At 43.1% G+C, this 23,901-nt stretch carries 23 protein-coding genes; 14 read left to right on the plus strand and 9 right to left on the minus strand.

The genetic code is table 11. From position 1 onward, the window contains the following. Window positions 1–27: 27 nt before the first annotated feature. The 4 genes from I1A42_RS18955 (at window position 28) to I1A42_RS18970 (ending at window position 3,899) form a co-directional block, all read left to right on the plus strand. Window positions 28–219: a DUF1289 domain-containing protein gene (locus I1A42_RS18955; RefSeq protein WP_196124450.1), complete on the plus strand. Its 192-nt coding sequence runs from the start codon at window positions 28–30 to the stop codon at window positions 217–219. Window positions 220–540: 321 nt separating this feature from the next. Further along, the gene (gene trpS / locus I1A42_RS18960) at window positions 541–1,587 is read left to right on the plus strand and encodes a tryptophan--tRNA ligase (protein ID WP_230389800.1); all 1,047 of its coding nucleotides are present in this window, start codon (window positions 541–543) and stop codon (window positions 1,585–1,587) included. A gap of 341 nt (window positions 1,588–1,928) precedes the next feature. Then, entirely contained in the window at window positions 1,929–2,882 is a 954-nt protein-coding gene (locus tag I1A42_RS18965; RefSeq protein ID WP_196124452.1) for an acyltransferase, read from the plus strand. A 345-nt stretch (window positions 2,883–3,227) separates the two neighbouring features. After that, window positions 3,228–3,899 carry a MaoC family dehydratase gene (locus tag I1A42_RS18970; protein WP_161154614.1) on the plus strand — a complete coding sequence of 224 codons (672 nt, stop codon included), beginning with the start codon at window positions 3,228–3,230 and terminating at the stop codon, window positions 3,897–3,899. Window positions 3,900–3,983: 84 nt separating this feature from the next. On the opposite strand, the gene I1A42_RS18975 is transcribed toward I1A42_RS18970, so the two are convergent. Beyond that, a complete protein-coding gene (locus I1A42_RS18975; protein WP_196124454.1) occupies window positions 3,984–4,808 on the minus strand; it encodes a phosphate ABC transporter substrate-binding protein in 825 nt (274 codons plus the stop codon). Window positions 4,809–5,034: 226 nt separating this feature from the next. Here I1A42_RS18975 and I1A42_RS18980 point away from each other — a divergent pair, with 226 nt between their 5' ends. The 8 genes from I1A42_RS18980 to I1A42_RS19015 all read left to right on the plus strand — a co-directional run bounded on the left by I1A42_RS18980 (window position 5,035) and on the right by I1A42_RS19015 (window position 11,920). Beyond that, on the plus strand, window positions 5,035–5,394 hold the full coding sequence (locus I1A42_RS18980) for a DUF3024 domain-containing protein (RefSeq protein ID WP_196124456.1): 360 nt from the start codon (window positions 5,035–5,037) through the stop codon (window positions 5,392–5,394). A gap of 401 nt (window positions 5,395–5,795) precedes the next feature. Further along, window positions 5,796–6,815: a lipoate--protein ligase gene (locus I1A42_RS18985; RefSeq protein ID WP_196124458.1), complete on the plus strand. Its 1,020-nt coding sequence runs from the start codon at window positions 5,796–5,798 to the stop codon at window positions 6,813–6,815. Between the two features lie 69 nt (window positions 6,816–6,884). Then, window positions 6,885–7,421, plus strand: coding sequence for a GNAT family N-acetyltransferase (locus I1A42_RS18990; RefSeq protein WP_196124460.1), 537 nt, complete (start codon window positions 6,885–6,887; stop codon window positions 7,419–7,421). A 435-nt stretch (window positions 7,422–7,856) separates the two neighbouring features. Then, a complete protein-coding gene (locus tag I1A42_RS18995) occupies window positions 7,857–8,264 on the plus strand; it encodes an OsmC family protein (RefSeq protein ID WP_161154619.1) in 408 nt (135 codons plus the stop codon). A gap of 621 nt (window positions 8,265–8,885) precedes the next feature. Continuing rightward, the gene (locus I1A42_RS19000; protein ID WP_161154620.1) at window positions 8,886–9,761 is read left to right on the plus strand and encodes a transporter substrate-binding domain-containing protein; all 876 of its coding nucleotides are present in this window, start codon (window positions 8,886–8,888) and stop codon (window positions 9,759–9,761) included. Between the two features lie 87 nt (window positions 9,762–9,848). Continuing rightward, entirely contained in the window at window positions 9,849–10,490 is a 642-nt protein-coding gene (locus tag I1A42_RS19005) for an amino acid ABC transporter permease (protein WP_161154621.1), read from the plus strand. Window positions 10,491–10,500: 10 nt separating this feature from the next. Then, on the plus strand, window positions 10,501–11,166 hold the full coding sequence (locus tag I1A42_RS19010) for an amino acid ABC transporter permease (RefSeq protein ID WP_196124462.1): 666 nt from the start codon (window positions 10,501–10,503) through the stop codon (window positions 11,164–11,166). Continuing rightward, window positions 11,159–11,920, plus strand: a complete 762-nt coding sequence (locus tag I1A42_RS19015) for an amino acid ABC transporter ATP-binding protein (protein ID WP_161154623.1) — start codon at window positions 11,159–11,161, stop codon at window positions 11,918–11,920. Before I1A42_RS19010 ends, I1A42_RS19015 begins: the two co-directional genes overlap by 8 nt. A 60-nt stretch (window positions 11,921–11,980) precedes the next feature. Here the strand turns inward: I1A42_RS19015 and I1A42_RS19020 are convergent, their stop codons facing one another. Both I1A42_RS19020 and pdxR read right to left on the minus strand, forming a co-directional pair. Beyond that, entirely contained in the window at window positions 11,981–12,742 is a 762-nt protein-coding gene (locus I1A42_RS19020) for an SDR family NAD(P)-dependent oxidoreductase (protein WP_196124465.1), read from the minus strand. Between the two features lie 111 nt (window positions 12,743–12,853). After that, a complete protein-coding gene (gene pdxR / locus I1A42_RS19025) occupies window positions 12,854–14,359 on the minus strand; it encodes a MocR-like pyridoxine biosynthesis transcription factor PdxR (protein ID WP_230389662.1) in 1,506 nt (501 codons plus the stop codon). A 206-nt stretch (window positions 14,360–14,565) separates the two neighbouring features. Between pdxR and I1A42_RS19030 the strand changes: the two genes are divergently transcribed. Beyond that, window positions 14,566–15,942 (plus strand): aminotransferase family protein, encoded by a 1,377-nt coding sequence (locus tag I1A42_RS19030; RefSeq protein WP_196124469.1) that lies wholly within the window; start codon window positions 14,566–14,568, stop codon window positions 15,940–15,942. A 387-nt stretch (window positions 15,943–16,329) separates the two neighbouring features. Then, window positions 16,330–17,187, plus strand: coding sequence for an alpha/beta hydrolase (locus I1A42_RS19035; RefSeq protein WP_161154642.1), 858 nt, complete (start codon window positions 16,330–16,332; stop codon window positions 17,185–17,187). A gap of 12 nt (window positions 17,188–17,199) precedes the next feature. On the opposite strand, the gene I1A42_RS19040 is transcribed toward I1A42_RS19035, so the two are convergent. The 6 genes from I1A42_RS19040 to I1A42_RS19065 form a co-directional block, all read right to left on the minus strand. Next, a complete protein-coding gene (locus tag I1A42_RS19040; protein WP_196124471.1) occupies window positions 17,200–18,225 on the minus strand; it encodes an ABC transporter ATP-binding protein in 1,026 nt (341 codons plus the stop codon). Then, window positions 18,222–19,247: an ABC transporter ATP-binding protein gene (locus I1A42_RS19045; RefSeq protein ID WP_196124473.1), complete on the minus strand. Its 1,026-nt coding sequence runs from the start codon at window positions 19,245–19,247 to the stop codon at window positions 18,222–18,224. The genes I1A42_RS19040 and I1A42_RS19045 overlap by 4 nt, the downstream gene beginning before the upstream one ends. Then, window positions 19,247–20,137, minus strand: a complete 891-nt coding sequence (locus tag I1A42_RS19050; protein ID WP_161154648.1) for an ABC transporter permease — start codon at window positions 20,135–20,137, stop codon at window positions 19,247–19,249. The genes I1A42_RS19045 and I1A42_RS19050 overlap by 1 nt, the downstream gene beginning before the upstream one ends. A gap of 64 nt (window positions 20,138–20,201) precedes the next feature. Continuing rightward, entirely contained in the window at window positions 20,202–21,155 is a 954-nt protein-coding gene (locus I1A42_RS19055) for an ABC transporter permease (RefSeq protein WP_161154650.1), read from the minus strand. Window positions 21,156–21,167: 12 nt separating this feature from the next. Beyond that, on the minus strand, window positions 21,168–22,922 hold the full coding sequence (locus I1A42_RS19060) for an ABC transporter substrate-binding protein (RefSeq protein ID WP_196124475.1): 1,755 nt from the start codon (window positions 22,920–22,922) through the stop codon (window positions 21,168–21,170). Between the two features lie 371 nt (window positions 22,923–23,293). Further along, window positions 23,294–23,896 (minus strand): alpha/beta hydrolase, encoded by a 603-nt coding sequence (locus I1A42_RS19065; RefSeq protein WP_329604865.1) that lies wholly within the window; start codon window positions 23,894–23,896, stop codon window positions 23,294–23,296. Window positions 23,897–23,901 lie beyond the last annotated feature (5 nt).

Below are 23,901 nucleotides of genomic sequence, written 5' to 3' on the forward strand. Positions count from 1 at the left end.
CTTGCTGTCGTAAGGAAGTGAATTTGTATGAAAGACTCTCAATCTAACGTGAAGTCACCTTGTATTAGACGCTGTTGTCTTGATGAGCATGATGTCTGTGTTGGTTGTTTTCGTACATTGAATGAAATATTGGCCTGGAATGAAGCGAACGCTCAAGAGCGCCAAGATATTTTGCAACGTTGCGCGCAGCGGGCGAAAAATAGGCCCCAATTTTCCTAGTTTGCCCCATTTTTCTAATTTCATAGATATATATCAGTTCGGTCATTTGTGTATAGCTTAAGATTATTAGCTGGTGGTTTTTCATAATTAACTATCATAACTAATTCGATGATTTTTCGTTGTGAGATAAAAAACTATCTGATACTTTGATAAGCATGAATACGAATATTATATCCTCACTATTAACCAATCTTTCTTGGTGGCGCTCTTAAATAGAGCGACGCTAAACGCCTGTGTTTATACGTCGCCGGAAGGTAACGTATAAACTAACATTTCTCTACGATATCTCCGGCGATCCCAATTTGGAGATGAATGATGGAAATGACAACCGCACATAAAACTTCGACTCAACCGATGAGTCACACCGCAGTGAAAACCAGAATTTTAACCGGCGATAGAGCGACAGGGCCTTTGCATTTAGGCCACTATGTCGGTTCCTTGAAACAGCGAGTCGAGCTTCAATATACCCATGATCAAACCGTGTTAGTGGCTGATATGCAGGGCTTGACGGATAATGCTAACGATCCTAAAAAGGTCTCAGCGAATATTTTAAATGTGGTCGCGGATTATTTGGCTGTGGGTATTGATCCTGAGTTGACCACCATCTGTTTACAATCACAGTTACCCGCATTAGCGGAGTTGACCATGTATTACAGTAATGTGGTCAGTGTTGCGAGACTGGAGCGCAATCCTACGGTCAAAACGGAAATTCAAAGCAAAGGGTTTGGTCGATCTATCCCAACCGGATTTTTAACCTACCCCATTTCTCAAGCTGCGGATATTACCGCGTTTAGAGCCACCTGTGTTCCGGTGGGAGATGATCAACTGCCCATGTTGGAACAAACTAATGAAATCGTACGTAAGATCAACAACCTGGCGGGTAAAGAGATTTTGGTTGAGTGCGAGGCGATGTTAAGTAATGCGTCACGTCTACCCAGTACTGATGGCAAAAATAAAATGTCTAAATCGATGGGGAACGCGATTAACCTTGGCGCGAGTGAAAAAGAGATACGTAAAGCTGTCAAATCGATGTATACCGATCCTAATCACTTACGAATTGAAGATCCCGGTCAAATTGAAGGGAATATCGTGTTTACCTATCTTGATGCTTTTCATCCTGACCAAGCTTTAGTGGCAAGCCTTAAAGAGCATTATCAAGCGGGAGGATTGGGTGATGGGCAAACCAAAAAAGTGCTTGAAGCGTGTTTGCTTGATATGTTGTCGCCAATTCGCCAGCGTCGTGAACGTTATTTAGCGGATAAAGGTGAACTCATTGCTGTATTGCGCCGCGGCAGTGAAAAAGCACGCGAACGAACCCAAAAAGTCCTATTTGATGTGCGTGATGTGTTTGGTTTGAATTTATTTTGATAAAGCCACATACCCTAAGTAAGAAGTGAAACTTGCTTTTGTTCGTTGATAAAGCTTTAAATCTGCCATTTGGAGATCATTTAGTGATATTTAGGACAATTTTTACAATCAACCATTATGTCAGGCTAGTGAGGGGCATTGAGCATGATTGCGTAGATTGTGTCCGAGCAAAGTGCGGCTAAAATAATATTAAAATCAGTAATGTTTGGATGTTGTTAAATATTTTATTTGTATCTATCGCTGCGTGAGTTGTTAAACTGTGCGGTAATGGCGCTCAATAAGTCGATTGTTTAGACTCTCATCACTCATTTCACCATGATGTTTCTATGGTCTGGAGGCGTATGAGACTCTATACACTCGATAGTTTAAAAGCAGTGGCGGCATTTTCCGTCGTCACTTTACATGTGGGGCTGTTTGATGAATTCAGTCAGTTTTATGCGGAAATTATCCGCTTGTCAGGACGTTGGGCGGTGCCATTCTTCTTTATGGTGACTGGCTATTTTATTGGCATTAAAAACGCCGAAAGTCAGTTGTCTCATTCGGTGCTGAAAATAGCCAAAGTATTTGTTGTCTCCTCGTTACTCTATCTTCCTTATTATTTTATTCACCATGATTATAGTGTGAAACAAGTGGGTGAAAGGGTACTGTCTGATACCATAATTATTTCCGGAATGTCCTTTCATCTTTGGTATTTATCATCGCTCATCTTTGGCTTACTGACGTTTAAATTATTGCATCAAAAGTTATCCCAACGTGGCTTGTTGATGATCAGTATTGCGATTGTTCTGTGCTACTTTACCGTGGATCTGCTGCCAGATCTGACGGATAACGACAATTGGGTGCGTCACTTTATATCGGTCCCATGTATTGTATTTGGCTATCTCGTCAGCAAAATTGATCAGGAAAGAATCAACCTGCGCCTTTGTGGCATCGTGCTATTAGTGAGTGTTGTGGGTATATATCTGTTGCCTTATGCACTGGATGGGGAGGGGACTCGGTCTGTCATTCAGCGCCAGTTTCCACTGTTTGTTATTCCCTTCTGTTTGGCCTTGTTGCTCATTGCAGTACGACTTAATGTGAATAACAACGCGTTAGCGCATATTGGTAAAGATTACTCTTTAGTGATTTATACATGTCACCCTTTATTTATGGCACTTTTGAAGCATCAACTGTTACCTTCTGATTGGCAACCTGATTGGTTAATCGCCATTTTAACTTTTGTTTTAGCTGTTAGCTTTGCGATCGCGTTAAAAAAAGTATGTTTACCTGCTTATCGATTACTAAATGGCCAATAACATGGGCCCAATGATACTGAACAAACGTATAGAATGCGTCGGGTTTATTCACCGTGAGAGAGTTTGATTTTAGAATAAAACCACTAATGAACTGTGGGTATTGGTAATATTTGACACAATTCTTACTTTAACTTCGCCTTTTGCTAATTTATTAAGAAATAAAGTGTGTATTGGCTCTAATTCTTCAAAGCCTAATAAAATAATGTTTTATTTATAATATATTGATTATTAAGTATAAAACAGTGTTCAGAATACGCTTGTACGCCCGAAAGTATTTGCGCTATAGCGTGAACTACTTCAAAATTAGGACGTTAGCATTTCTTCCTAGTTGAGAATGAGGTTTTGATGAAAGTCGCGGATCTTTTGAAGCATCGTGCTGAAAATCTAGTGAAGCACACTGAATTCAAGCAATGGATGTCCCCAACAGTTCGTGAGTACTGGGGTGAGTTTTTAAATAAGGCGAATAATCGTCAACTGTTTTCTTGGGTGCGTGATTTTAAACAATCTGCCAACGAAGATGTTGTTGCGCCAGACCCAATCGTACTCAAACCTGAAGCTCAAGAGCTCTATGATGAGCTATCGGCTCAAATTGGGGAAGTCATCCATACCGGTGAATGGATGACGATTGATCAGGAAAGAATCAATCAATTTGCACAAGTTACGGAAGACCTGCAGTGGATACACACTGATCCGGAAAAAGCAGCAGAGCAGTCTCCTTTTAAGACCACTATTGCTCATGGGTTTTTAACATTAGCAATGTTGCCTAAGCTTACGGACAGTGTCGACCCTGAGAATCCTTTGTTTCCTACGGCCAAGATGGTTGTGAACATCGGATTGAATTCGGTGAGATTTCCATACCCGATTAAATCGGGCAGTCGCATCCGAGCAGTGAGCACTTTATCTAAAGTCACACCTGTTCGAAAAGGATTGGAAATAGAAAGAGAAATTAAAGTCGAGATTGACGGCATTCGTCGCCCTGGCTGCGTAGTCATGTCTGTGATCCAGCTGCACTTTTAATCACTCTCTATCTACTTCAAGCCCAACACATAAAAAGAGCGCTTCCACACCGTGGGCGCTCTTTTTTTGTCTGTATGGCACGGATTACTCTTGTTTCGGCGCGGGGATATAACCATATTGCGCGATGGTTTTTTGCGCGTCACTAGAGGATAGATACCGCAGAAATTCATTAGTGGCCACCGTATCTTTATTTGGGTAATGCAGGATAAGAAACGGGCGAGATAACGGATATTGATGATTGGCAATGGCCGCGGGTGTTGGCTGCACACCATTGATACTGATAGAGTGAATGGAGTCATCAATCGAACCCGTTGAAATAAACCCGATTGCTTGCGGATTGTGGGAAACTAACGTTTTTACCATACCATTACTGTTTACCACCAGAGCACGGTTGACGATAGAGGAGACCATATGGTCATGAACGATTTTTGTCAGCCCCAGTAGTGTTTCAAAACTGTAACGTGTTCCAGACGATACTTCTCGAGTGACCAGTGCGATGTCTTTATCTTGTCCGCCAAGTTCTTTCCAGTTGGTGATTTCGCCTTGATAAATACGATAGAGGTCTTCTTTCTTAATGTCTTTAATGGGGTTTTCTATATTTACTACCACCGCAATCCCATCTAACGCGAGAGTATACACTGCCAACCCTGCATCTTGTTCGCTTTCAGTCAAGTAGCGAGAGCTCATCGCAAGGTGTGCAACCCCAGTTTTGAGTAGCTGTATCCCGGCAGTGGAATCCACACCATGCACGGCAATAAACGTGTTGGGGTGCTGTTTATTGAAATGTTCCGCGAGCACATCCATCAACCTGGCTACAGACGTTGATCCAGACACGTTAATTTCGTTCGCAGTTGCAATAGAGGGGATGCTAACGAGCACCAAACAGCAGGCGATAATGAACTTCAACATAAATGAACTCCAACACAGTAATAGACGCTTCGCTATCGGTAGCATCTGAGATAACGATGAGTATGTTTCGATTAATCATAGCTGCTAACTGAAATGAAATCCTCATAACAGGCGGGTATAAGTCGAAGACGCAATATCAATCTAACAATTTGTAACAGATGTCGTTGATTAAAATGTGCTATATGACGATACTGCTTATTTAGTGCATAACGAAAGAGGTTGAATCATGGCGGTCGTGGACCTAATACAACGTCAGATTGAACGGCGAGCTGAATTGGTGTGTCAGAACCGAAATCAGAGCTTGCCTATTGAAATGGGTAAGTCGGGTTTTGAGTCGATAGAGCAGGGGGTTCACTTTGTTCAACATCACTACAAGCTGGATTCGACTCGTTGTGATTACAGTTCTCTTGTTGCTAAATTGGTTTGGCAACAAACAGATAATCAGTGGGCCTTGTATGTTGCCGATAACGACGATGATGCGGGCAGTGTACAGTGGCGCCCATACCCCTATTTATCCAAAAGCGGTGATTTAACGGCGCTGATTCGCGAAGTGGAGAAAGACCCCAAATCCATTTTCTGGAGTTAGTATAACCAAGTAACCTCAAGATGCTGTTTCAGCGAGAGTGGTTTCGTTCTTAGGCAAGACGCTGATTTGAAGACATAGTCATTCTACGTTGAAAATTATATCGTCGCTCAACAGCCAATGACACACATACGTTAATGCGCATTGGCTTGTTATTTTCCTTTCGATATCGTTACCCATTCTATAAGTCAACGCTCTTAGCTGACTCACAGAGCTGTAGTTGTCATTCTTCGTAGACAATCGATAAAGTGGTTATCAGGATTGGTATCACTATGAAAAATCGGTAGTATACCCGCGTACAGAATTTTCATCATTGGTATCTCTGAACCTCTATGGTTTCTAGTAAAGCAATATCAACTGGTGTTGTGATGACAGCCAATGTAACCCTATTTTAGGCAACGAATATGACCAAAACCCGCATTCTAATCTCTCAATCGACCAATCCCTGGTTCAACCTTGCCGTAGAAGATATTATTTTTCGCTCGATGTCTGCTGATCAGCGGGTACTCTTCCTATGGCAAAATGCTGATACCGTTGTCATTGGTCGTGCTCAAAACCCGTGGAAAGAGTGTAAGACGGATAAAATGGAACAAGATGGGGTGAAATTAGCTCGCCGACAAACTGGCGGTGGGGCGGTGTTTCATGACTTAGGTAATACCTGTTTTACTTTTATGGCGGGAAAACCTGAATACGATAAAGCGGTGTCGACCCAAATTGTACTCAACGCGCTCGCAAAGCTGGGGATTGATGGTGAAGCAAACGGCCGCAATGATTTAGTCGTTAAAGATGAGAACGGGATTCGCAAGTTTTCTGGTTCTGCTTACCGTGAAACTATTGACCGTGGCTTCCACCATGGCACCATTTTAATGAGTGCGGATATGACGCGGTTGGCTAATTATCTCAACCCAGACCCGAAAAAACTGCAAGCCAAAGGAATTACTTCGGTGAAATCTCGGGTGATTAACTTGAATAGTATCGTTCCAGAGATTGATCACTCGATGATCTGTGATGTGATGATGCAGGCCTATAAAGAATATTACAACAGCGCTGATGTTGACGTGGAATATATTTCTCCTGAAGCCTCATCGACCTTACCGGAGTTTGAGACAAAGTTTGCCAAACAGAGTAGTTGGGAGTGGAATTTCGGCAGCACTCCACAATTTAATCACCAGCTCAATGAACGATTTGGATTTGGCGGGGTAGATGTTTATCTTGATGTGGTCCATGGTGTGATTGAAAAAGCGCAGTTGTACACGGATATGTTAGACCCTTTACCCATTGAACATTTCGCCGCGCAGATGCAAGGCGCTCAGTACAGTGAAGTGGGTATTCTGCAAGTGAAACAACACGTCATTGCACAATACCCTGCTGAACAAGAAATATTGGACGAACTTTGCGCCTGGTTGATTACCCAAATTAGTTAACATTGTCGCGACCTTATTTCCCCAAGTTTTATCGTTGAGCTTGGGGCGTTTTTTTAACAGGAAAGAAAAATGATAATACATTCACCGCGGCTTATCTTGCGCCCTATTAGCGTTGATGATACGGATGAATTTTATGCATGGGGATGCCGGTCTGATGTTACGCAATTTAGCTTATCAGCATACCGTTATCCTCAATCGAAAAGGGATGTAGAGCAGTGGCTTACATCAATAAACCAAGATAAACGTACGATTTCTTTTGGAATAGTTGAACCGCACAACCAAACCTTAATTGGGTTCGCTGGGATCGCTTCGATGAGTACCCTTAATCGCAGTGGCGAGTATTTTATCTTAATAGGTAATAAAGAATATTGGGGGCAAGGATTAGGCACTGAAGTGACAAAACTGGTGGCACGTTATGCTTTTAAAGATATTGGGTTACATCGGTTAAGTTTAACTGCATTCGCTACAAACCCTGCAGCGATTAAGGCCTATGAAAACGCCGGTTTTCAACACGAGGGGGTTTTACGTCAGTCTGGTTTTCGAAACGGAACATTTCACGATAAAGTCATGATGTCATTGTTAGCAACAGAACAACCCGCAGAGTAATGACCCCACCTCGTATCATTGAGCTTTGCTTGTGTTCGCTGGTGAAGCTCTGCATTCTGTATTTCACGACCATTTGAGGGATATGCTCATTAAATTGCCTCTGTTAACTGATTGCTTACTTGTTCAGTTGATATTTGTTTTTGACTTCAACGTTCACAAAAAATTCTTATTTTAATGTACCAATAAATAATGAAACCGCGTTCATGGTCTGTTATTATTCGCGGCTTTATGCGCACGCCGCTCCATATCAGACAAAAAGTTCAAATTTTAAATAGGGACTTTTTATCTGCTAAGCAGTTAATGGTTAGATGTGGTGTGCTGAATTTTTATAATCTCCCTCTTAAGAGGGGATAATGTTGTATGTTGAACCTGTCGTCAGGTGTATTCATTAGTTGCAGCATTTAGCAGTGTAAATAACCCTAGGAGATGGCTAATATGAGCGTTAGCGTCGAGTGGCAAAAAGACTACCAATTTGATGTCGTGACTGATCAAAATTTTACTTTTACGATTGATGCCAATAGCGAAAAGGCACCGAGTCCAACGGATGTACTACTTTCTTCATTGGGTAGTTGTTGCGCTAGTGATGTAGTGGCAGAGTTGCGTGCTAGAGGCGCAGAACTGTTTGGTTTGAAGACCACAATGTCTTACAAGCTGACGGACACAGAGCCACGTGTATACGATAGTGTGAATTTACACTTTGTCATTAAAGGTACTGGAGTCAATGAAACGATGGTGACAGAGGTAATAGAAAACTCGATCGAACATCAATGTCATGTGTGTCGTATGTTGAAATCTTCTATGAGTATTACCTATACCTATCATTATGTGAAATTAGCGGCCTAATTTATTCGGTAATCTAGCGCAATAACGTCAACATAAATCCTCCGTAATCTATCAAATACCCTCACATTGAAGTCAGCAATGTGCGGGTATTTTTACAAATTGGAGTCGAGCAGTACGGTTTTCTGGCCGAACTGCAGAAAACTGTTTGGCCTATTACTGGGTTTGGCATGTGCAATTGAGATGATTAATGTCATGTGTTATTACCACACCTTAATGATGCGTTAATTCCTGTCTACGCAAATGAGACCAAGATACAGCGTCCAGAGCATTATCGACTCCCCTAATAATGGGAGGTTAGATCATTACTGGTATACAACAGTTGGCATTTAATAGCAGCCTGTATAGCATAGCCGCGTTTAGCCCTTATACGGGGTTGAGTTACACTTCACATCGAATCAATCTTTTGAGACACATTAACTAACTTATTGTCTTGTATGATTAATATCCTTCTGGCCCTATTTTTTAACACTGGCCCCATAGAAGTGATGATTGGCCTTAATTTCATTTTTTTTTGGCTCTATGCCAATCTTCTCCTGTCAGTAATAGTGAAAGCATGTTGTTTAGTAATACTAATTGTTATGAGCATTCATGACATAAGGATAAGGTCCACAGGAGGTGGTTATGAAATTAGTAAATCAACAGCTTAAACGTATAGGCCAATTAACTCTTCTCTCTCTTGCATTAGGTAGCTTCGCTGCACACGCCAATGATCTTCCCCAGATCAAGGAAAGTGGCGTATTAAAAGTCGCAACTGAAGATAACTACGCACCATTTAACTTCATGAATGACGGTAAACCTGACGGTTTTAACAAAGACATGCTTGATGAGTTAAAAGTGTATGCCAAGGACAAAGGCTTTAAAGTACAACAAAGCATTATGCCATGGACAGGTCTGCTTGCTGCCGTTTCATCAGGTCAATATGACGCTGCGATTACTGGCGCGAATGTCACCGATCAACGTTTGAACGTATTTAACTTTGTAAACCCTCTTGCGACTGCGCAAAACTACTTTGTCAAACGTAAAGGTGATGACAGCCTCGATAAAATTGAAGATTTAGCAGGTAAAACTCTAGGTATTCAAGCGGGTAGCGCACTGTTAGCTCGTCTTCCTGAACTTGAAGATATGTTAAAAGAAAAAGGCCTTAAATTGGGTAAAGTGGTGCAATACCAATCTTACCCAGAAGCTTATGCCGATTTAGCTAATGGCCGTTTAGACTATGTTATCAACGCATTGATTTCTATCAATGACTTAGTGAACAAACGTCCGGACGTGTTTGAAAAAGGTCTACCGGTTTCCGGAAAAGGTTTTGTCTCCTGGCCTGTTCCTAAAAACAGCCCAGAACTTTTGAAATTCCTAGATGGATTCGTCGAGCATCTTAAACAAACTGGCAAACTGTACACACTACAGAAAAAATGGTTTGGACAAGAGTTCCACGACGTTCCAGCTCAACCGATTACTAACGTGGCTGAATACCACAAGTTAGCCGGCCTTAAGTAAGTCTCGATCACGTCAATCATATCAAGAAAACCATCCGGCTCAGCCCTTGGGCCGGAATATCAGAACAAAAATAAGGAGCACGACTAGATGGATTTGAGTGCTTGGATTCTATTATTGAAAGGTGCTGTGACAACAGTTTGGATTTCCGGTGTCGCGATTATTATCGGAGTATCACTAGGGTTGTTGATTGCCATTGTTCGTCAGAAGAAAATTCCTATTATCGACCAATTACTGGCTCTATATATCAGTATTGCTCGTTCCACCCCATTAGTAACATTAGTTTTGTTTATTTTTCTTGCCATGCCGGCGTTAGGATTACAACTTAATGTTACCGTTGCCGCCATTATGTCTTTGGCATTAAACACGGCAGCATTCAATGCCGAAATCTGGCGCTCTGCAATTCGTAACTTCTCAAAAGATCAAAAAGAAGCAGCGTTTGCCTGTGGTATGACGGAATGGACTTTTTTCCGCCATGTCATGTTACCTCAAATTATCTCGGTAAGTTTGCCTCCTTTAGTGAATGAAATGTCTTTCCTGATTAAAGGTAGCCCAGCCGTCGCTATTATCGGCTTAGTCGATCTAACTCGTGTAACCAACCGGATTTCTTCAGTGACCTATGAACCACTGTATCCAATCTTAGGGGCTGGCTTGATTTATATGATCATCGTTGGCCTGCTAGTAAAAGCACAATCAGTTGCCGAAATTAAAGCTCGCCGTTTAGCGATGTAAGGAGAGTCAAATGAATGAATGGGCAGAAATATGGAGTGCTAGGGATCTTTTCCTACAAGGGTTTGAAGAGACTCTGTATCTATTTGGTATTGCGGCCGTCATTGGCTTTTTCTTCGGCATATTATTGCTTTATATTTTAGATGCTGAAATTCCATATTTAAGTCGCGGTGTACGTTTTTTCATGACATTTATGCGTACATTGCCATTTCTAATCCTTGCGTACTTATTGTATTACGGATTAGGTCAATTTGGTTTTCGTATGGAAGCGGAAACCGCAGGTTTGGTGTCACTGATTGTTTACCATGGAGCCTACTTTTGTGAGATTCTCCGAGGCCAACGTTTGGTGATGTCTAAAGGTTTGATTGAAGCTGCACATGCACACGGATTTCGTCATCACCAAACCTTTTTCTACATTGTTTTACCCAATGTAGTGCTTAACGCATTACCTCTACTGGGCAACCAGTTGATTATTACGCTCAAAGATACAGCATTCCTCTGTATTATTACGGTACAGGAAATTACCGCATCGGCGAATAGTGTTCAGTCAACTTACTTTATACCGTTCAAAGCATTCCTCGTTGCTATTCTGCTTTACTGGATTGTTGGCCTAGCGATAGAAAACGGCATTAAATTACTTGGACTGATTGGTAAGAAAAAAGGATTTTATCATGCATAACGACTCTGCAATTGAAGTACAAAAACTTTCAAAACAATTTGATGGTATTGAAGTATTGCGAGATATCAACCTAACCGTTAATCGCGGTGATGTAGTGAGTATCCTCGGCTCTTCAGGTTCAGGTAAATCAACGTTATTACGGTGTATGAACTGGCTTGAGACACCAGACAAAGGCAAAATTTATGTGGGTGACGAGCGCATTGGTGTTCGCGATGAAGATAACTTGCCGATGTCTAATAAACAACTAGCCAAAATACGTGAACGAGTAGGCATGGTATTCCAGAATTTCAATTTGTGGCCACATTTAGACATTTTACACAATGTGATGCTGCCGCTGTTGAAAGTGAAACATATGAAAAAGCCAGAAGCAGAAAAAGTCGCTTTGACTCAACTGGAAAAAGTAGGGATGTTAGATAAGAAAGACGTCTATCCCATTACGCTGTCTGGTGGTCAAAAACAACGTGTGGCTATTGCGCGTTCTTTGGCACTGAGCCCTGATGTCCTACTATTCGATGAACCGACGTCTGCGCTCGACCCGGAAAGGGTGGGTGAAGTTCTCGGTGTTATGAAACAGTTGTCTCAGGAAGGGTATACTATGGTGGTGGTGACGCATGAAATGGATTTTGCTCGTGCTGTCTCCGATCAAGTTGTGTTCCTGGAAAAAGGCAAATTGATTGAGAAAGCGCCACCAGAGGAATTCTTTAACAATCCAAAATCGGATCGTGTCAGACAGTTCTTAACGTCTTTCGCATAAATTTGATTGAGTAAAAACCGCCAAGTGTTAATTCACTTGGCGGTTTTTTGTTTCAAGTCATTATGACTGACGTTTTACCGTAAATGGCGACCAAGCTTGCGTGGTTGGCATGATCTCTAAACGGTTGATACAGACATGCGGTGGCAACGTTGCGAGATAGAACATCTGCTCTGCTATATCGTCAGCAGATAAGGCGTTTGCTCCTTCATAAAGTGCATCAGAGGCGGCTTGATCACCTTTTGTACGTACCAAGGTAAATTCTGTTTCAGCCAATCCAGGTGCCAAATCCGTTACTCGTACACCGGTGCCAAGCAAATCACAGCGTAAGTTGTAGCTAAATTGTTGAACGAATGCTTTCGATGCACCGTAAACATGACTCCCCGGATAGGGCCATTGCCCCGCGATGGAGCCAACATTAATAATAGACGCCCCTGCACCTGTTTCGATCAAGCTTGGTAGCAATGCATGAGTCACATTGACTAAACCGGTGATGTTGGTATCTATCATGGTATGCCAATCAGCAAGATCAACGTTTTGTGCGGCTTGTGGCGCTAATGCTAACCCTGCATTGTTTAACAGGGAAGTAATGGGTAAAAAATCCTTTGGAAGTGATTCAACCACAGTGTTTACAGCCGTTGAGTCGCGAACATCGAGAACATGTGTATAAACGTCTGTTAGGGAGCTGAGCTCTTGCTGCAGCGTATCTAAACGCTCTTGTCGGCGTCCACATAAAATCAGTTTCCACCCCGCTTTAGCAAAACGATGAGCAGCAGCGCGACCAAATCCAGAGGTTGCGCCGGTGATAAATACTGTCGAAGTCATACTGGGTCCTTTAGTTGAGCAGTTTAGTTGATGGTGAATTGGTGTTATTAGGATAAAAATACGGGATGTGCGCAAGGCAACATCCCGTGATGTATGATTAAAAACGTGTTGCTATGAAAGCCAAAACGTCTCATTGTCTTTGGCTTGTTGGCGAATAATTTGACTCAATATTTGAATGCCTGCGTCAATATTTTCGGCTTTGATCGATCCAAATCCTAAGCGCATATAGTGATGGGTGAGCTTTTCTGGGTTCATAAAAAGAACGTCTCCATCTTCTGCTATCACGCCTTGCTCTCGGGCCAATTTTGCCACTTGTTTACTTGATACACCTTCCGGTAGGCGGAGCCAAAAGGCACTTCCGCCCAGCGTATCTGAACTAATGCACTCAGGAAGGTGGGTTTCAAGTGCTTGGCGTAAACATTGCCACTTCTCACAATAAGCACGTTTAATTTTGCCCAGATACGTATCAAAGTAACCCAAGGAAATAAATAGAGCGCAGGTGCGCTGGTTATTGGACGGTGGATGACGAAACATTAAACGGCGCAATTGGCGCGCTTGTTTAATTAATTGTCGGTCGGCGACCATAAACCCGATACGTAAACCTGGCGATAACGATTTTGATAAACTCCCCACGTAGATCACACGGCCATTTTTATCCAAACTTTTTAGGGAAGGATGCGGTTTTTGATTGATGTTTATCTCGCTGTCGTAATCGTCCTCGATGACAACAAAATCATGTTTGTCGGCATAAGCAAGCAGCTCTTCTCGACGTTTTAGTGACATTGTCACATTGGTCGGAACTTGATGACTTGGTGTCGCATAGACATAGTCGCACCCTGCTAACTCTGGCGTTAAAGCAATACCTTCATGGTCGATGCGTAACCCTTGAACTTTTGCATGGAAGGTTGAGAAAATATGTCGGGCATCAGGATAACCAGGGTCTTCAATCCCCACGGTAGATTGTGCATCAGTAAGCAATTGCGCCAAAATAAACAACGAGTTTTGCGTACCTATCGTTAATAAAATCTCGTCGCTTTCTGCAATGATGCCGCGTTTACTCAACACATTTGTTTGTAACTGCTTTATTAACATTGGATCATCGTCATCAACGTGATCCGCTAACCAATCTTTTATGACATTGGTGCGTTGAGCTAAGCGGCCACATTCACGCCAATGACTAGCAGGGAAAAGGCTTTCATCCGGTTGACCATAAATAAATGGATAGGGGAAGTCTTGCCAGTTCTCTAACTTAATTCGACTACGCTGCCCTTTGAAGTCACATTTAAACTTATTGCCCCAATCTGGTGCGTTGTGTGCATTTTGGTGCACTGTGGCTGCTAGTTTTACAAGCGGCACTTGTAATGCGTCGATCTCTGGATTAGCAAAAAAGCCACTACGTTGATGGGAAACGAGAAAGCCTTCATCGACTAATCGTTCATACACTAAAACGATAGTATTGCGTGATACATTCAGCATTTGCGCGAGCTTTCGACACGATGGTAGCGCTTTATCCGCAAAGATCCCTTGATGAATTTTTTCCAGTAGATGTTCTCTGATCTGTTCTTGGAGGCTTCTATCAGGAGAAAATTGAATGTGAATTAGGTGGTCATTCTTCAAAATCAATCCCTCGATTCTTATTGTTTTTATACGTAAAAGCACAATATGTGCCAAATGCGCATATTTACTCATTGCTTATGCTGATATAAGCAATAAGTAACGTATAAAAGTGGTGCTAAAAATATTGGAAACTGGACCTAATCGGTCGGAATAAATTGCTCTAACGTGAAATTTTCGCGTTCGATATCAATGAGGAGTATGACGAAATGGAATTATCGTCAGTAGCACCGATTGCAGCAATAGACCAATCGGTAGAAAAGGACCAACAATGTGTGTGGCACCACATGATGCAGCATGCGAATCATACTGCACCTATGTTTGTAAAAGGTGAAGGTAGCTATTTATGGAACGATAAAGGCGAACGTTATCTCGATGCGGTTGCTGGTGGTGTATGGTGTGTTAATGTCGGTTATGGTCGAACGCGAATTGCTGATGCAGTAAGAGATCAGTTGGTCACTCTCAACTACTACGCCGGTTCTGGTGCCACACCTATTGCGGCAGAATTTGCAGATAAATTGTTGAGTTTTCTTCCTGGAATGAGCCGAGTGTATTACTCTAACTCTGGTTCTGAAGCCAATGAAAAAGCATACAAAATGGTGCGGCAAATCGCTGAGAAGAAATACAGCGGTAAAAAACATAAAATTTTATATCGCGATCGCGATTACCACGGAACCACGATTACTTGTTTAAGCTCTTCAGGCCAAGAGGAACGCCGTAACCAATACGGACCATTCACTCCCGGTTTTGTCGAAATTCCACACTGTTGTGAATATCGCTCACAATATGGTGATGTTGACAATTATGCTGAGCTTTCTGTCGCCGCTGTCGAGCAAGTAATATTGGCTGAAGGCCCGGAAACCATTGGTGCAATTGTACTTGAGCCTATTACTGCGGGCGGTGGTGTGATTGTTCCTCCTCAAGGTTACATGAAAGGCATTGAAGCGCTGTGCCGCAAATACGATATTTTGCTGCATATCGATGAGGTGGTATGTGGTATCGGGCGCACAGGCAAATGGTTTGGTTATCAACATTTTGATATTCAACCTGATATTGTGACCACTGCCAAAGGATTAGCCTCAGCTTATGCGCCGATCTCTTGCACAGTGGTGACAGAAGAAATCTTTCAGTTACTGAACGATCAACCTCAAGAGCGTGAAAGCTATTTCCGTGACATCAGTACCTTTGGTGGTTGTACTGCAGGGCCAGCCGCTGCATTAGAAAATCTTAAGATCATTGAAGAAGAGCAACTGCTGGAAAACTGTGTCACAGTCGGGCGCTACTTAAAAGCGCAACTCACCTCCCTTAAAGATAAATACCCATTGATAGGCGATGTTCGCGGTGAAGGGTTATTCATTGGTTTGGAATTAGTCACAGACCGTGTAACAAAAACGCCCGTTGATGAGAGTGTGTGCATGAAGTTGGTTGCACTCTGTAGTCAAAAAGGTGTGATGATTGGCCGAACGAACCGTTCGTTTATCAAATACAACAACACGTTATGTCTGAGCCCAATGTTAACCTTGTCCATAGAACAAGCGGATGAGATTGTGACCGCTATTGATTACGCATTTGCCAATCTTGCTTAATCGTGTTTAACGGCTTTATCTAACCGAATGGGTGTCTCATCCATTCGGTTTTTCTTTACAAGTCATTGGTTACCGACAATAAAATAGCCATTTTTATAAGGACACACGTGTTTAGTTGTGCCGATAAAGGTACAAGGGGGTGAGAAGTTCTCAAGGCGTCGGTTACGCGGGAACATGAACAACAAACTTAGACTAGCTCGCGTCTTAACATCGAAATACATTAATAAATTGAGTAGATTCACTGAATTAGAGTAATTTATCTAACTTTGGATTTATTATGCTACAGTATTAATATCAATTTAACTGCTGTGGACGCCTATTATGTTTGTGAATCAGGTATCTATAAGGAACCAAGCGTGTGATTTGTATGGGGAACTTATAGTACCAGTGAATGCAGATTCAATTGCTTTAATCCTTCCTGATTCAGGCAATATCGATCGTAATGGTAATAAACCAAATAATAAGCACAATTGCTTGCAGTGGTTGGCTGAAGCACTTGCAACGATGGGGTATGCTTCGCTGCGTTATGATAAACGCGGTGTAGGAGCAAGTAGCTTTCATGAGCTGGATTATCAACAGATGAGTTTTGATGATTTACTTCAAGATGCAAAATCATGGGTGGAATTTATTGCTTCTCGTTATTCTGAGCTACGTAATGTCATATTAGTGGGTCAGGGGGAAGGGGCTCTGATCGCCACATTGGTCGCTCAGTTGCCCATGGTTAAAAAGGTGATTGCTATTTCCGCTCCGTCTCTTAACACCTATCAATTGCTTTCTCTACAAGTTTCTATGTTTCCACGCCCGTTTCGTACCCAAGCTGAGACGATGTTGAACCATCTCTCTCAAGGAAGATTGGTGACAAATGTCCCTGAAGCGCTTGAAGCTTTATTTAGCGTTAATCAGCAACCGTATCTTATTTCTATTATGCATCATGAGCCTTCGCAAATGGTCGCAGGGTTAAATGTCCCTCTATTACTTGTTTATGGCAGTCATGATATTGAAGTCGGAGAGTTAAATGGGTTAGCGTTAGAAGAAGCCCAGCCTAATGCCGTTTATCATTGTATTACTGGAATGAATCATGTGCTAAAAACAGTCGGAGAAGATTATGATTCAAATGCGGCTTCCTATCATAATCCCTATTTACCCTTATCGAGTGGCTTTCTTCGCGTGATTCGGCGGTTTTTATCAAGCTCACACGATGTGTCATTGAGAGCCAGCGGTCCAAAGAAGTTGGACCGCAGCTAATTGATGATTGAGCTAGGCTGGTTGATTGAGCTCTAAATCCTGCATCTTGAGGTCACTTTGGTATAGGTGACACGCAACCCAATGGTTACGGTTATCGTCGTTTGTCGCTAATTGCGGCGTATGCTTAGCGCATTGCTCGGTGGCTTTAGGGCAACGAGTACGAAACGTACATCCGCTTGGTGGAGCCAATGGGGAAGGGACGTCACCTTGTAGTAAGGTTTTCTGTTTGCGCTTGGTCGGATCTGGGATTGGGATTGATGCGAGTAACGCCTGCGTATAGGGATGTTTGGGGTTGCTGTAGAGTTCATTGGCAGGCGCTTTCTCTACCATACGCCCTAAGTACATCACTCCAACTTCATCACAAATATGTTGCACCACCGCAAGATCATGAGCAATAAACAGAAATGAAATACCTTTAGTGCGTTGCAGATCTGCAATCAGATTGAGCACCTGTGCCTGAACGGACACATCCAGCGCGGAAACGGGTTCATCAGCGACGATAAATTTAGGTTCAAGAATCAGTGCCCGAGCGATTCCAACCCGTTGACGTTGGCCACCGGAAAATTCGTGAGGATAACGGTTCAGCGCCTCGGGGCGTAAACCGACAATTTCCATCACTTCTGCTATTTTGGCTTCACGCTGCGCTTCAGTACCTATACGGTGTATATCCAATGGTTCGCGCAAAATATCATGGATGGTCATTCGCGGACTTAATGAGGCAAACGGGTCTTGGAAGATCATTTGCATCTCTTTCCGTATATGTTTGAGTTCATCTGCACCGAGATGTACGACATCTTGACCGTTGATATTCACTTCACCGCCTGAGGGCTCTAACAGCCGTAAAAGACAGCGGCCTAGGGTTGATTTGCCGCAACCTGATTCACCGACAAGCCCCAATGTTTGACCCTGTTTAATTTGAAAGCTTACGTTATCCACAGCCTTGAGTAATAATTCTTGGCGATTGAACAGAGATTTTTTGCATACGTTAAAGGTTTTTGTGAGTTGTTTAACGTCAACTAAAACAGTATCGGTATTCATGCTACGCTCTCCTCTAAATGAAAACACGCCACTTGATGATGTGAGAACGTCGTATCGTTTAACGGCTGCCTCGATGCCACGTGTTCCAGAGTTGGCGATTGTTCCTGACACTGATCGCTTGCCTTAGGACAGCGGTCAGCAAAACGGCAGCCACGCGGAAGATGAAACAGATCGGGAACCATGCCTTCGATAGTGGGTAATTGGGCAATTTTTTCTTCTCGTACGACCGGAATGGAGGCCAGTAATCCTCGCGTATAAGGGTGTTGTGGCGCGGCAAATATGGCTTCGACAGAGCCTTGTTCAACCACTTCGCCGCAATACATCACAACCACACGATCACAGGATTCTGCGACAACGCCAAGATCGTGAGTCACTAGCACCACCGACATATTCATTTCGTCTTTAAGCCGCACAATCTCTTGCATGACTTGAGCCTGGATAGTGACATCAAGGGCTGTCGTTGGTTCATCGGCGAGCAGTAATGCCGGATGACAGGAGAGGGCCATCGCAATCATCACACGTTGACGCATGCCTCCAGAGAGATGGTGAGGATAGTCGTTGATGCGTTTTTCTGGCGCGGGAATGCCGACCGTACGTAGCATTTCGATGGCACGCTGTTTTGCTTCTTTGCGAGAAATATCATTATGATTGCGCAGCACATCGATCATTTGCGTACTGATTTTCAGCACTGGGTTCAGCGCCGTCATCGGTTCTTGGAAAATCATGGATATGTCATTGCCACGAATGTTACGGTACTGTTTTTCTGTTAAGCCAACAAGCTCTTGCCCCTGAAATTGAATGCTTCCACCAGCAATCGTTCCGGGCGGAGAAGGTATGAGCCCCATCACTGCCAGTGATGTGACGGACTTACCACAACCTGACTCGCCCACTATCGCGAGCGTTTCACCGGGATAAACGCTAAAGCTCACTTCATTGATGGCTCTTGCGATACCTTTGTCCGTTTTAAATTCTACGCACAGATTCTTTACATCCAGTAACGGCGTTAAAGTCGTTTGATTCATTAGGCTACCTTCCGTGGGTCAAGGGCATCTTGGAGCGAGTCTGAGAACATATTGAATGCCAATACCAAGATAAATAGCGGGATAGAGGCGGCAAAAAAGTTACAAAAGTGACCGGATGTTACCTCTGTACTCGCTTCGGCAATCATCACACCCCAACTGATGCTGTCTTTTACCCCTAGGCCTAAAAAGCTCAGAATCACTTCGCTTTTAATCGCGGTAATAAACAGTAAAGTCATATCAACGAGTAGTAAGTGCAAGGTGTTTGGTAGCAGGTGACGGAAGATAATACGCAAGGTAGGCACCCCCAGTGAGTGGGCAGCTTCGGTAAATTCCATGTTTTTTAGCTTGATCACTTCAGCGCGAATGACGCGAGCGGTGCTGGTCCAAAAAGCGACGATCATCGCGATGTGCATGGCGTAAGGATTATCTTGTAGAGCCACCGCAATCGCGGCCACTAACAGGAAGTAGGGAATACAGTCGATACTGTTCATCAACCACAGCACAAACTCATCTAACCAAGTGTTGGAGTAGTACCCCATCAGAGCACCAAATCCACCACCTAAAATAATGGAGAAAAAGGCGACACTCAAACCAACTTGAAAGGCGGTTTTGGTGCTGTATAAACTGCGTTGTAAAATATCTTGGCCATTGATGGTTGTGCCAAACCAGTATTGCATACTCGGCCCTAAGCGACCGTTGGCCAGTAATTCATCCCAGTGCTGACCAATCAGGCCGCACCATACCAGTAAAGCGATGACAAAAAATATCAGTACCACCGTCAAACTGAGCATGCCGATTTTATCGTGGCGAAATTTCTGAAACGCTTTGCTCCAAAGCGACTCTCTTTTGGGGGCGACGTTGATGCCCCTGTGTGTCATTACATCTGTCATATTGATTCTCCGCCGTTTCATAACAAGCTGAAACGTAATGGGTAATGCGGTTATTATTGTTTATTTAATTGAGGTCTATCCTTGGGTCGACCAATTTATAAATGACATCCACCACGCTCACGACCACGATGTAAAGCAGTGTGACTAACACTATCACGGCTTTTAAAATCGGCAGATCGCCTGTGGTAATGGCGTTATAGGTAATCAGACCAACGCCAGGAATGCCAAAATAACTTTCTAGCAGCAGCGAGCCGCCAACCAGAACAAAAGGAATGGAAAAAATAACGCGGGTAATAATTGGGATCAGCGCATTTTTTAATACGTGTTTGATCAATATTTGTAATGTGGAATGACCGAACGCTCGCGCCGTGCGAATATGATCACGAGTCATCTCTTCCACCAGAATCGCGCGATAAAAACGTGTGGTATATCCAACTGATACAAAGATAGTACACAGTGTCGGTACGGTGACATAATAGAGGTAGTCACCAAAGGTCTGAGTTGACCAACCATACACCGGAAACCAATTGAGCCCATAGCTCGAACAGAAGAGCAACTGAATCCCGATAATCGCGATGATATAAGAGATACTCATACCAACCACTGACGAAGACATCACCAGTTTATCCAACCAGTTTCCGCGATTATGAGCGGCGATCAGACCCAAAATGATACTGATAACATGGCCGAGAATAAAACCAGGTAGGCCCAACATCAACGAAATAGGAATGGTGCGTTCCAGAATAGTCGTGACCAGTTCACCACTGGAATCGGAGTATCCAAAGTTAAACGTCACGATCTGTTTGAGATAAGTTAAGTAGCGCGTCCAAAAAGGTAAGTCATAACCGAGTTGATGACGAACTTCCGCAATCTGAGCGACCGTCGGGTTGCGTCCTAATAAATCATAGGTTTTGTCTGGGCCGAAGTAGACCATAAGCACAAAACTAATGAGTGTGACGCCGAAAAGCAGCGGAAGGCTGTAAACCAGCTTCCGCAGACAATATTTGATTGTTTCCATCACACTCTCTTACTACTTCACTGCTACGTATTTAAAGTAGTTACCTAGAATGCTAGATTCTGGCCACATGACGGCGTCTTTATGCCATAGTGCAACGCCTGTGCGAGAGAAGCTACCAATACCGACACAATCATCAACCAACATTTTGTTCATTTGTTTGTATATGGCTGTGCGCTCAGGGCTTGGCTGCATAACTGAGGATTGTTTGAAGAGTTTGTCGTACTCCGGGTTGCTGTAGTTGGCACTGTTTGCGCCGGGTGAACGGTTTGGCCCATAGAAGAGTTGCAGAGTGTTTTCTGCATCTGGGTAGTCTAGGCTCCAACCCATAGGGACTAATTGGGTTTTGCTATTTTTAAGGTCCTTATTAAAGTCACCAAATGTAGCGTAGGCTTTAAACTTAATTTTCTCTTTGGGATAGCCAATTTTAATTAAATTACCGCGAAACTGCTCATACATTTGTTTGTCAATGACGCTGGAGACGGCTGGGTAATGAATCACAGGCAGGTTATGTTTATTCCAACCGTTGTCTTTTAATAACTTCTTCGCAAGCGCGATATTTTGCTTAATCGCGTCTTGACCCATATTCGGATCAAAACCATCGGTTCCCGGAACAATAAATCCAGCATAAGCGTGTCCTAAACCTAAATAGAAGCGTTGAATACGTTGTGGCCAGCTAAATGAATGAACAATGGCGCAGCGCAGGGCTTTATTTTCTTTATTGGTTTTCGGATTGTTGCTATGGCCGAAATAGTCATCATCAAAGTTAAACATATTAAATACCATGCCGGTTTCTGTCGCGACGCGGTAATTGTATTTTTTAGCAAACTCAGGTTTTAATTTGACGGGATCGCGAGAGGCAAGTACGAGATCCATCTGCTCATTGCGTAATGATGTATTTTGGATTTCATCGGATTTCGTGAATGAGTTCCAACGTGCAGACCCTTGTTTTATCCAACTGACCTCGACTTTATCGACAAAGGGCATCGCTTTGCCATCTAATTGATCAATGCCAGTAAAACCGTGCACTTTCGGGTCGTAACCTTCTGCTTTTGCGTGGAAGATGTCTTTGCGATAAGTGGGGTTACGTAGCAGCACAGTTTTGGTGCTGTTGGTCGATTGCATCTTAAATGGCCCACTGCCGACAGGGTGTAAACCAAATTCACGCCCATATTTTTCGACGGCTTCATGCGGTACGAACGCGGCATATCCCATGGTTAACGTATAAGTAAGCTGTGGGAAGGGTTGGGTGAGATGTATCTGAATGGTGTGGTCGTCAAGTGCTTTCAAACCGGAAATCGGTTTACTGTAATCCGCGCCGGCTTTTTTCCATTCATCTAGCCCTGCAATTTTCCCTTCCCAGACCCAAGCGCCCTGAGCGCGATTTTTGGGGTCGTAATTGCGCTTCATGGAATAAATAAAATCTTGAGCGGTGACTTCACGACCTTTGCCGTTTTTGAATGCAGGATCATCGCTAAAATGGACGCCTTGCTTGATTTTTATGGTGTAGGTTAGGCCATCTTTGGAGACTTGGGGCATACCGTCAGCCAAGTTTGGTTCAACTTGAAATGGGCGGGCGAGATACTTGTATTCATATAGGGTATCGTAGACTGCAGTAACAATTTCATTGCTGTAAACGGTGCCAGATTGAACAGGATCGAAGTTGCTGGGGGTACCACTGTCTGAAAAACGAAACACTTTTTCGTCACTGGCGTGTGCGCAGGTGGCGGCAATAAGCGCTGCCAAAGGCAGTAGCTTGAGTGCTTTCATACAAACTCCTTTTGTATTTAATGCAAATTGTATTAGCGTTCATTAATTGTCTGATTAAATTCCATTTATTGATATTAAAATCGGATTTATTAATGACTAAAAAAATAGTATGCATAATACGTACACAAAAAAGAGCGCTGAATCACATTTTATAAATGGTCCATTTAGTTGGTTAAATAGTATGCTATCCAGGTGGAAAGTAAGCTATTTAGTATTTATAGATTAATTAGCTGGCTAATTTAGATAAAGATGCATTTAATAATGGACGAATATTCAAGGTTATTTGAAAAAAGAAATGATTATTTTTGTGCGGCGCTGTGAATAATTATTCAAAGTGGTTCCCTTAAATTAGGGAACCACTTTGGAAAATGCTAAAGCATTTTTTCAATTTGCTGGCGAATGACTGGGATCATTTGACTACCGATGGAGTGACCGACTTCATTCGATGTGAACGCTTCAGGAGTGGCACCTGCGGCTTGGAGCCACTGATAACTTTCCTGAGCCTTACTGATGTCAATAACAGGATCATCATTATCATGGATAAAAGTAATTGGTGGCCAGTTATCTCGTTTGTCTACCGGGCCGGAAAGACGCCCCGCGATAGAAATGACCCCTTTCACTGGAAATCCGGCAGCAGCGGCATGCAAAGACATAATCGATCCTTGAGAAAATCCGACCAGAATGGTGTCTTCCAATGGCCCATAACTTTCTAATACTTCTTTGAGTTTTGGTAGTGCCATCTCTACACGCTGTAAACGATTCTCCTCGGTAACCCCACTAATTGAGAACCATTGGCGGCCGTATGCTGAGCCATCAAAAGGATAGGGCCCGTCGGGGTTGAAGGCATCTAAGCCCAACTCGTCAAGATGAAGCATGTTGATTAGAGGGGAGAACGTTTCACCATTTGCTCCCACTCCGTGTAAAAATATAACCCTTGCCATGTGGACTTCCTTTTTAATTCTATAAGCTATTATCGCGA

The sequence above is a fragment of the Vibrio nitrifigilis genome, from assembly GCF_015686695.1.
Classification (GTDB): domain Bacteria; phylum Pseudomonadota; class Gammaproteobacteria; order Enterobacterales; family Vibrionaceae; genus Vibrio; species Vibrio nitrifigilis.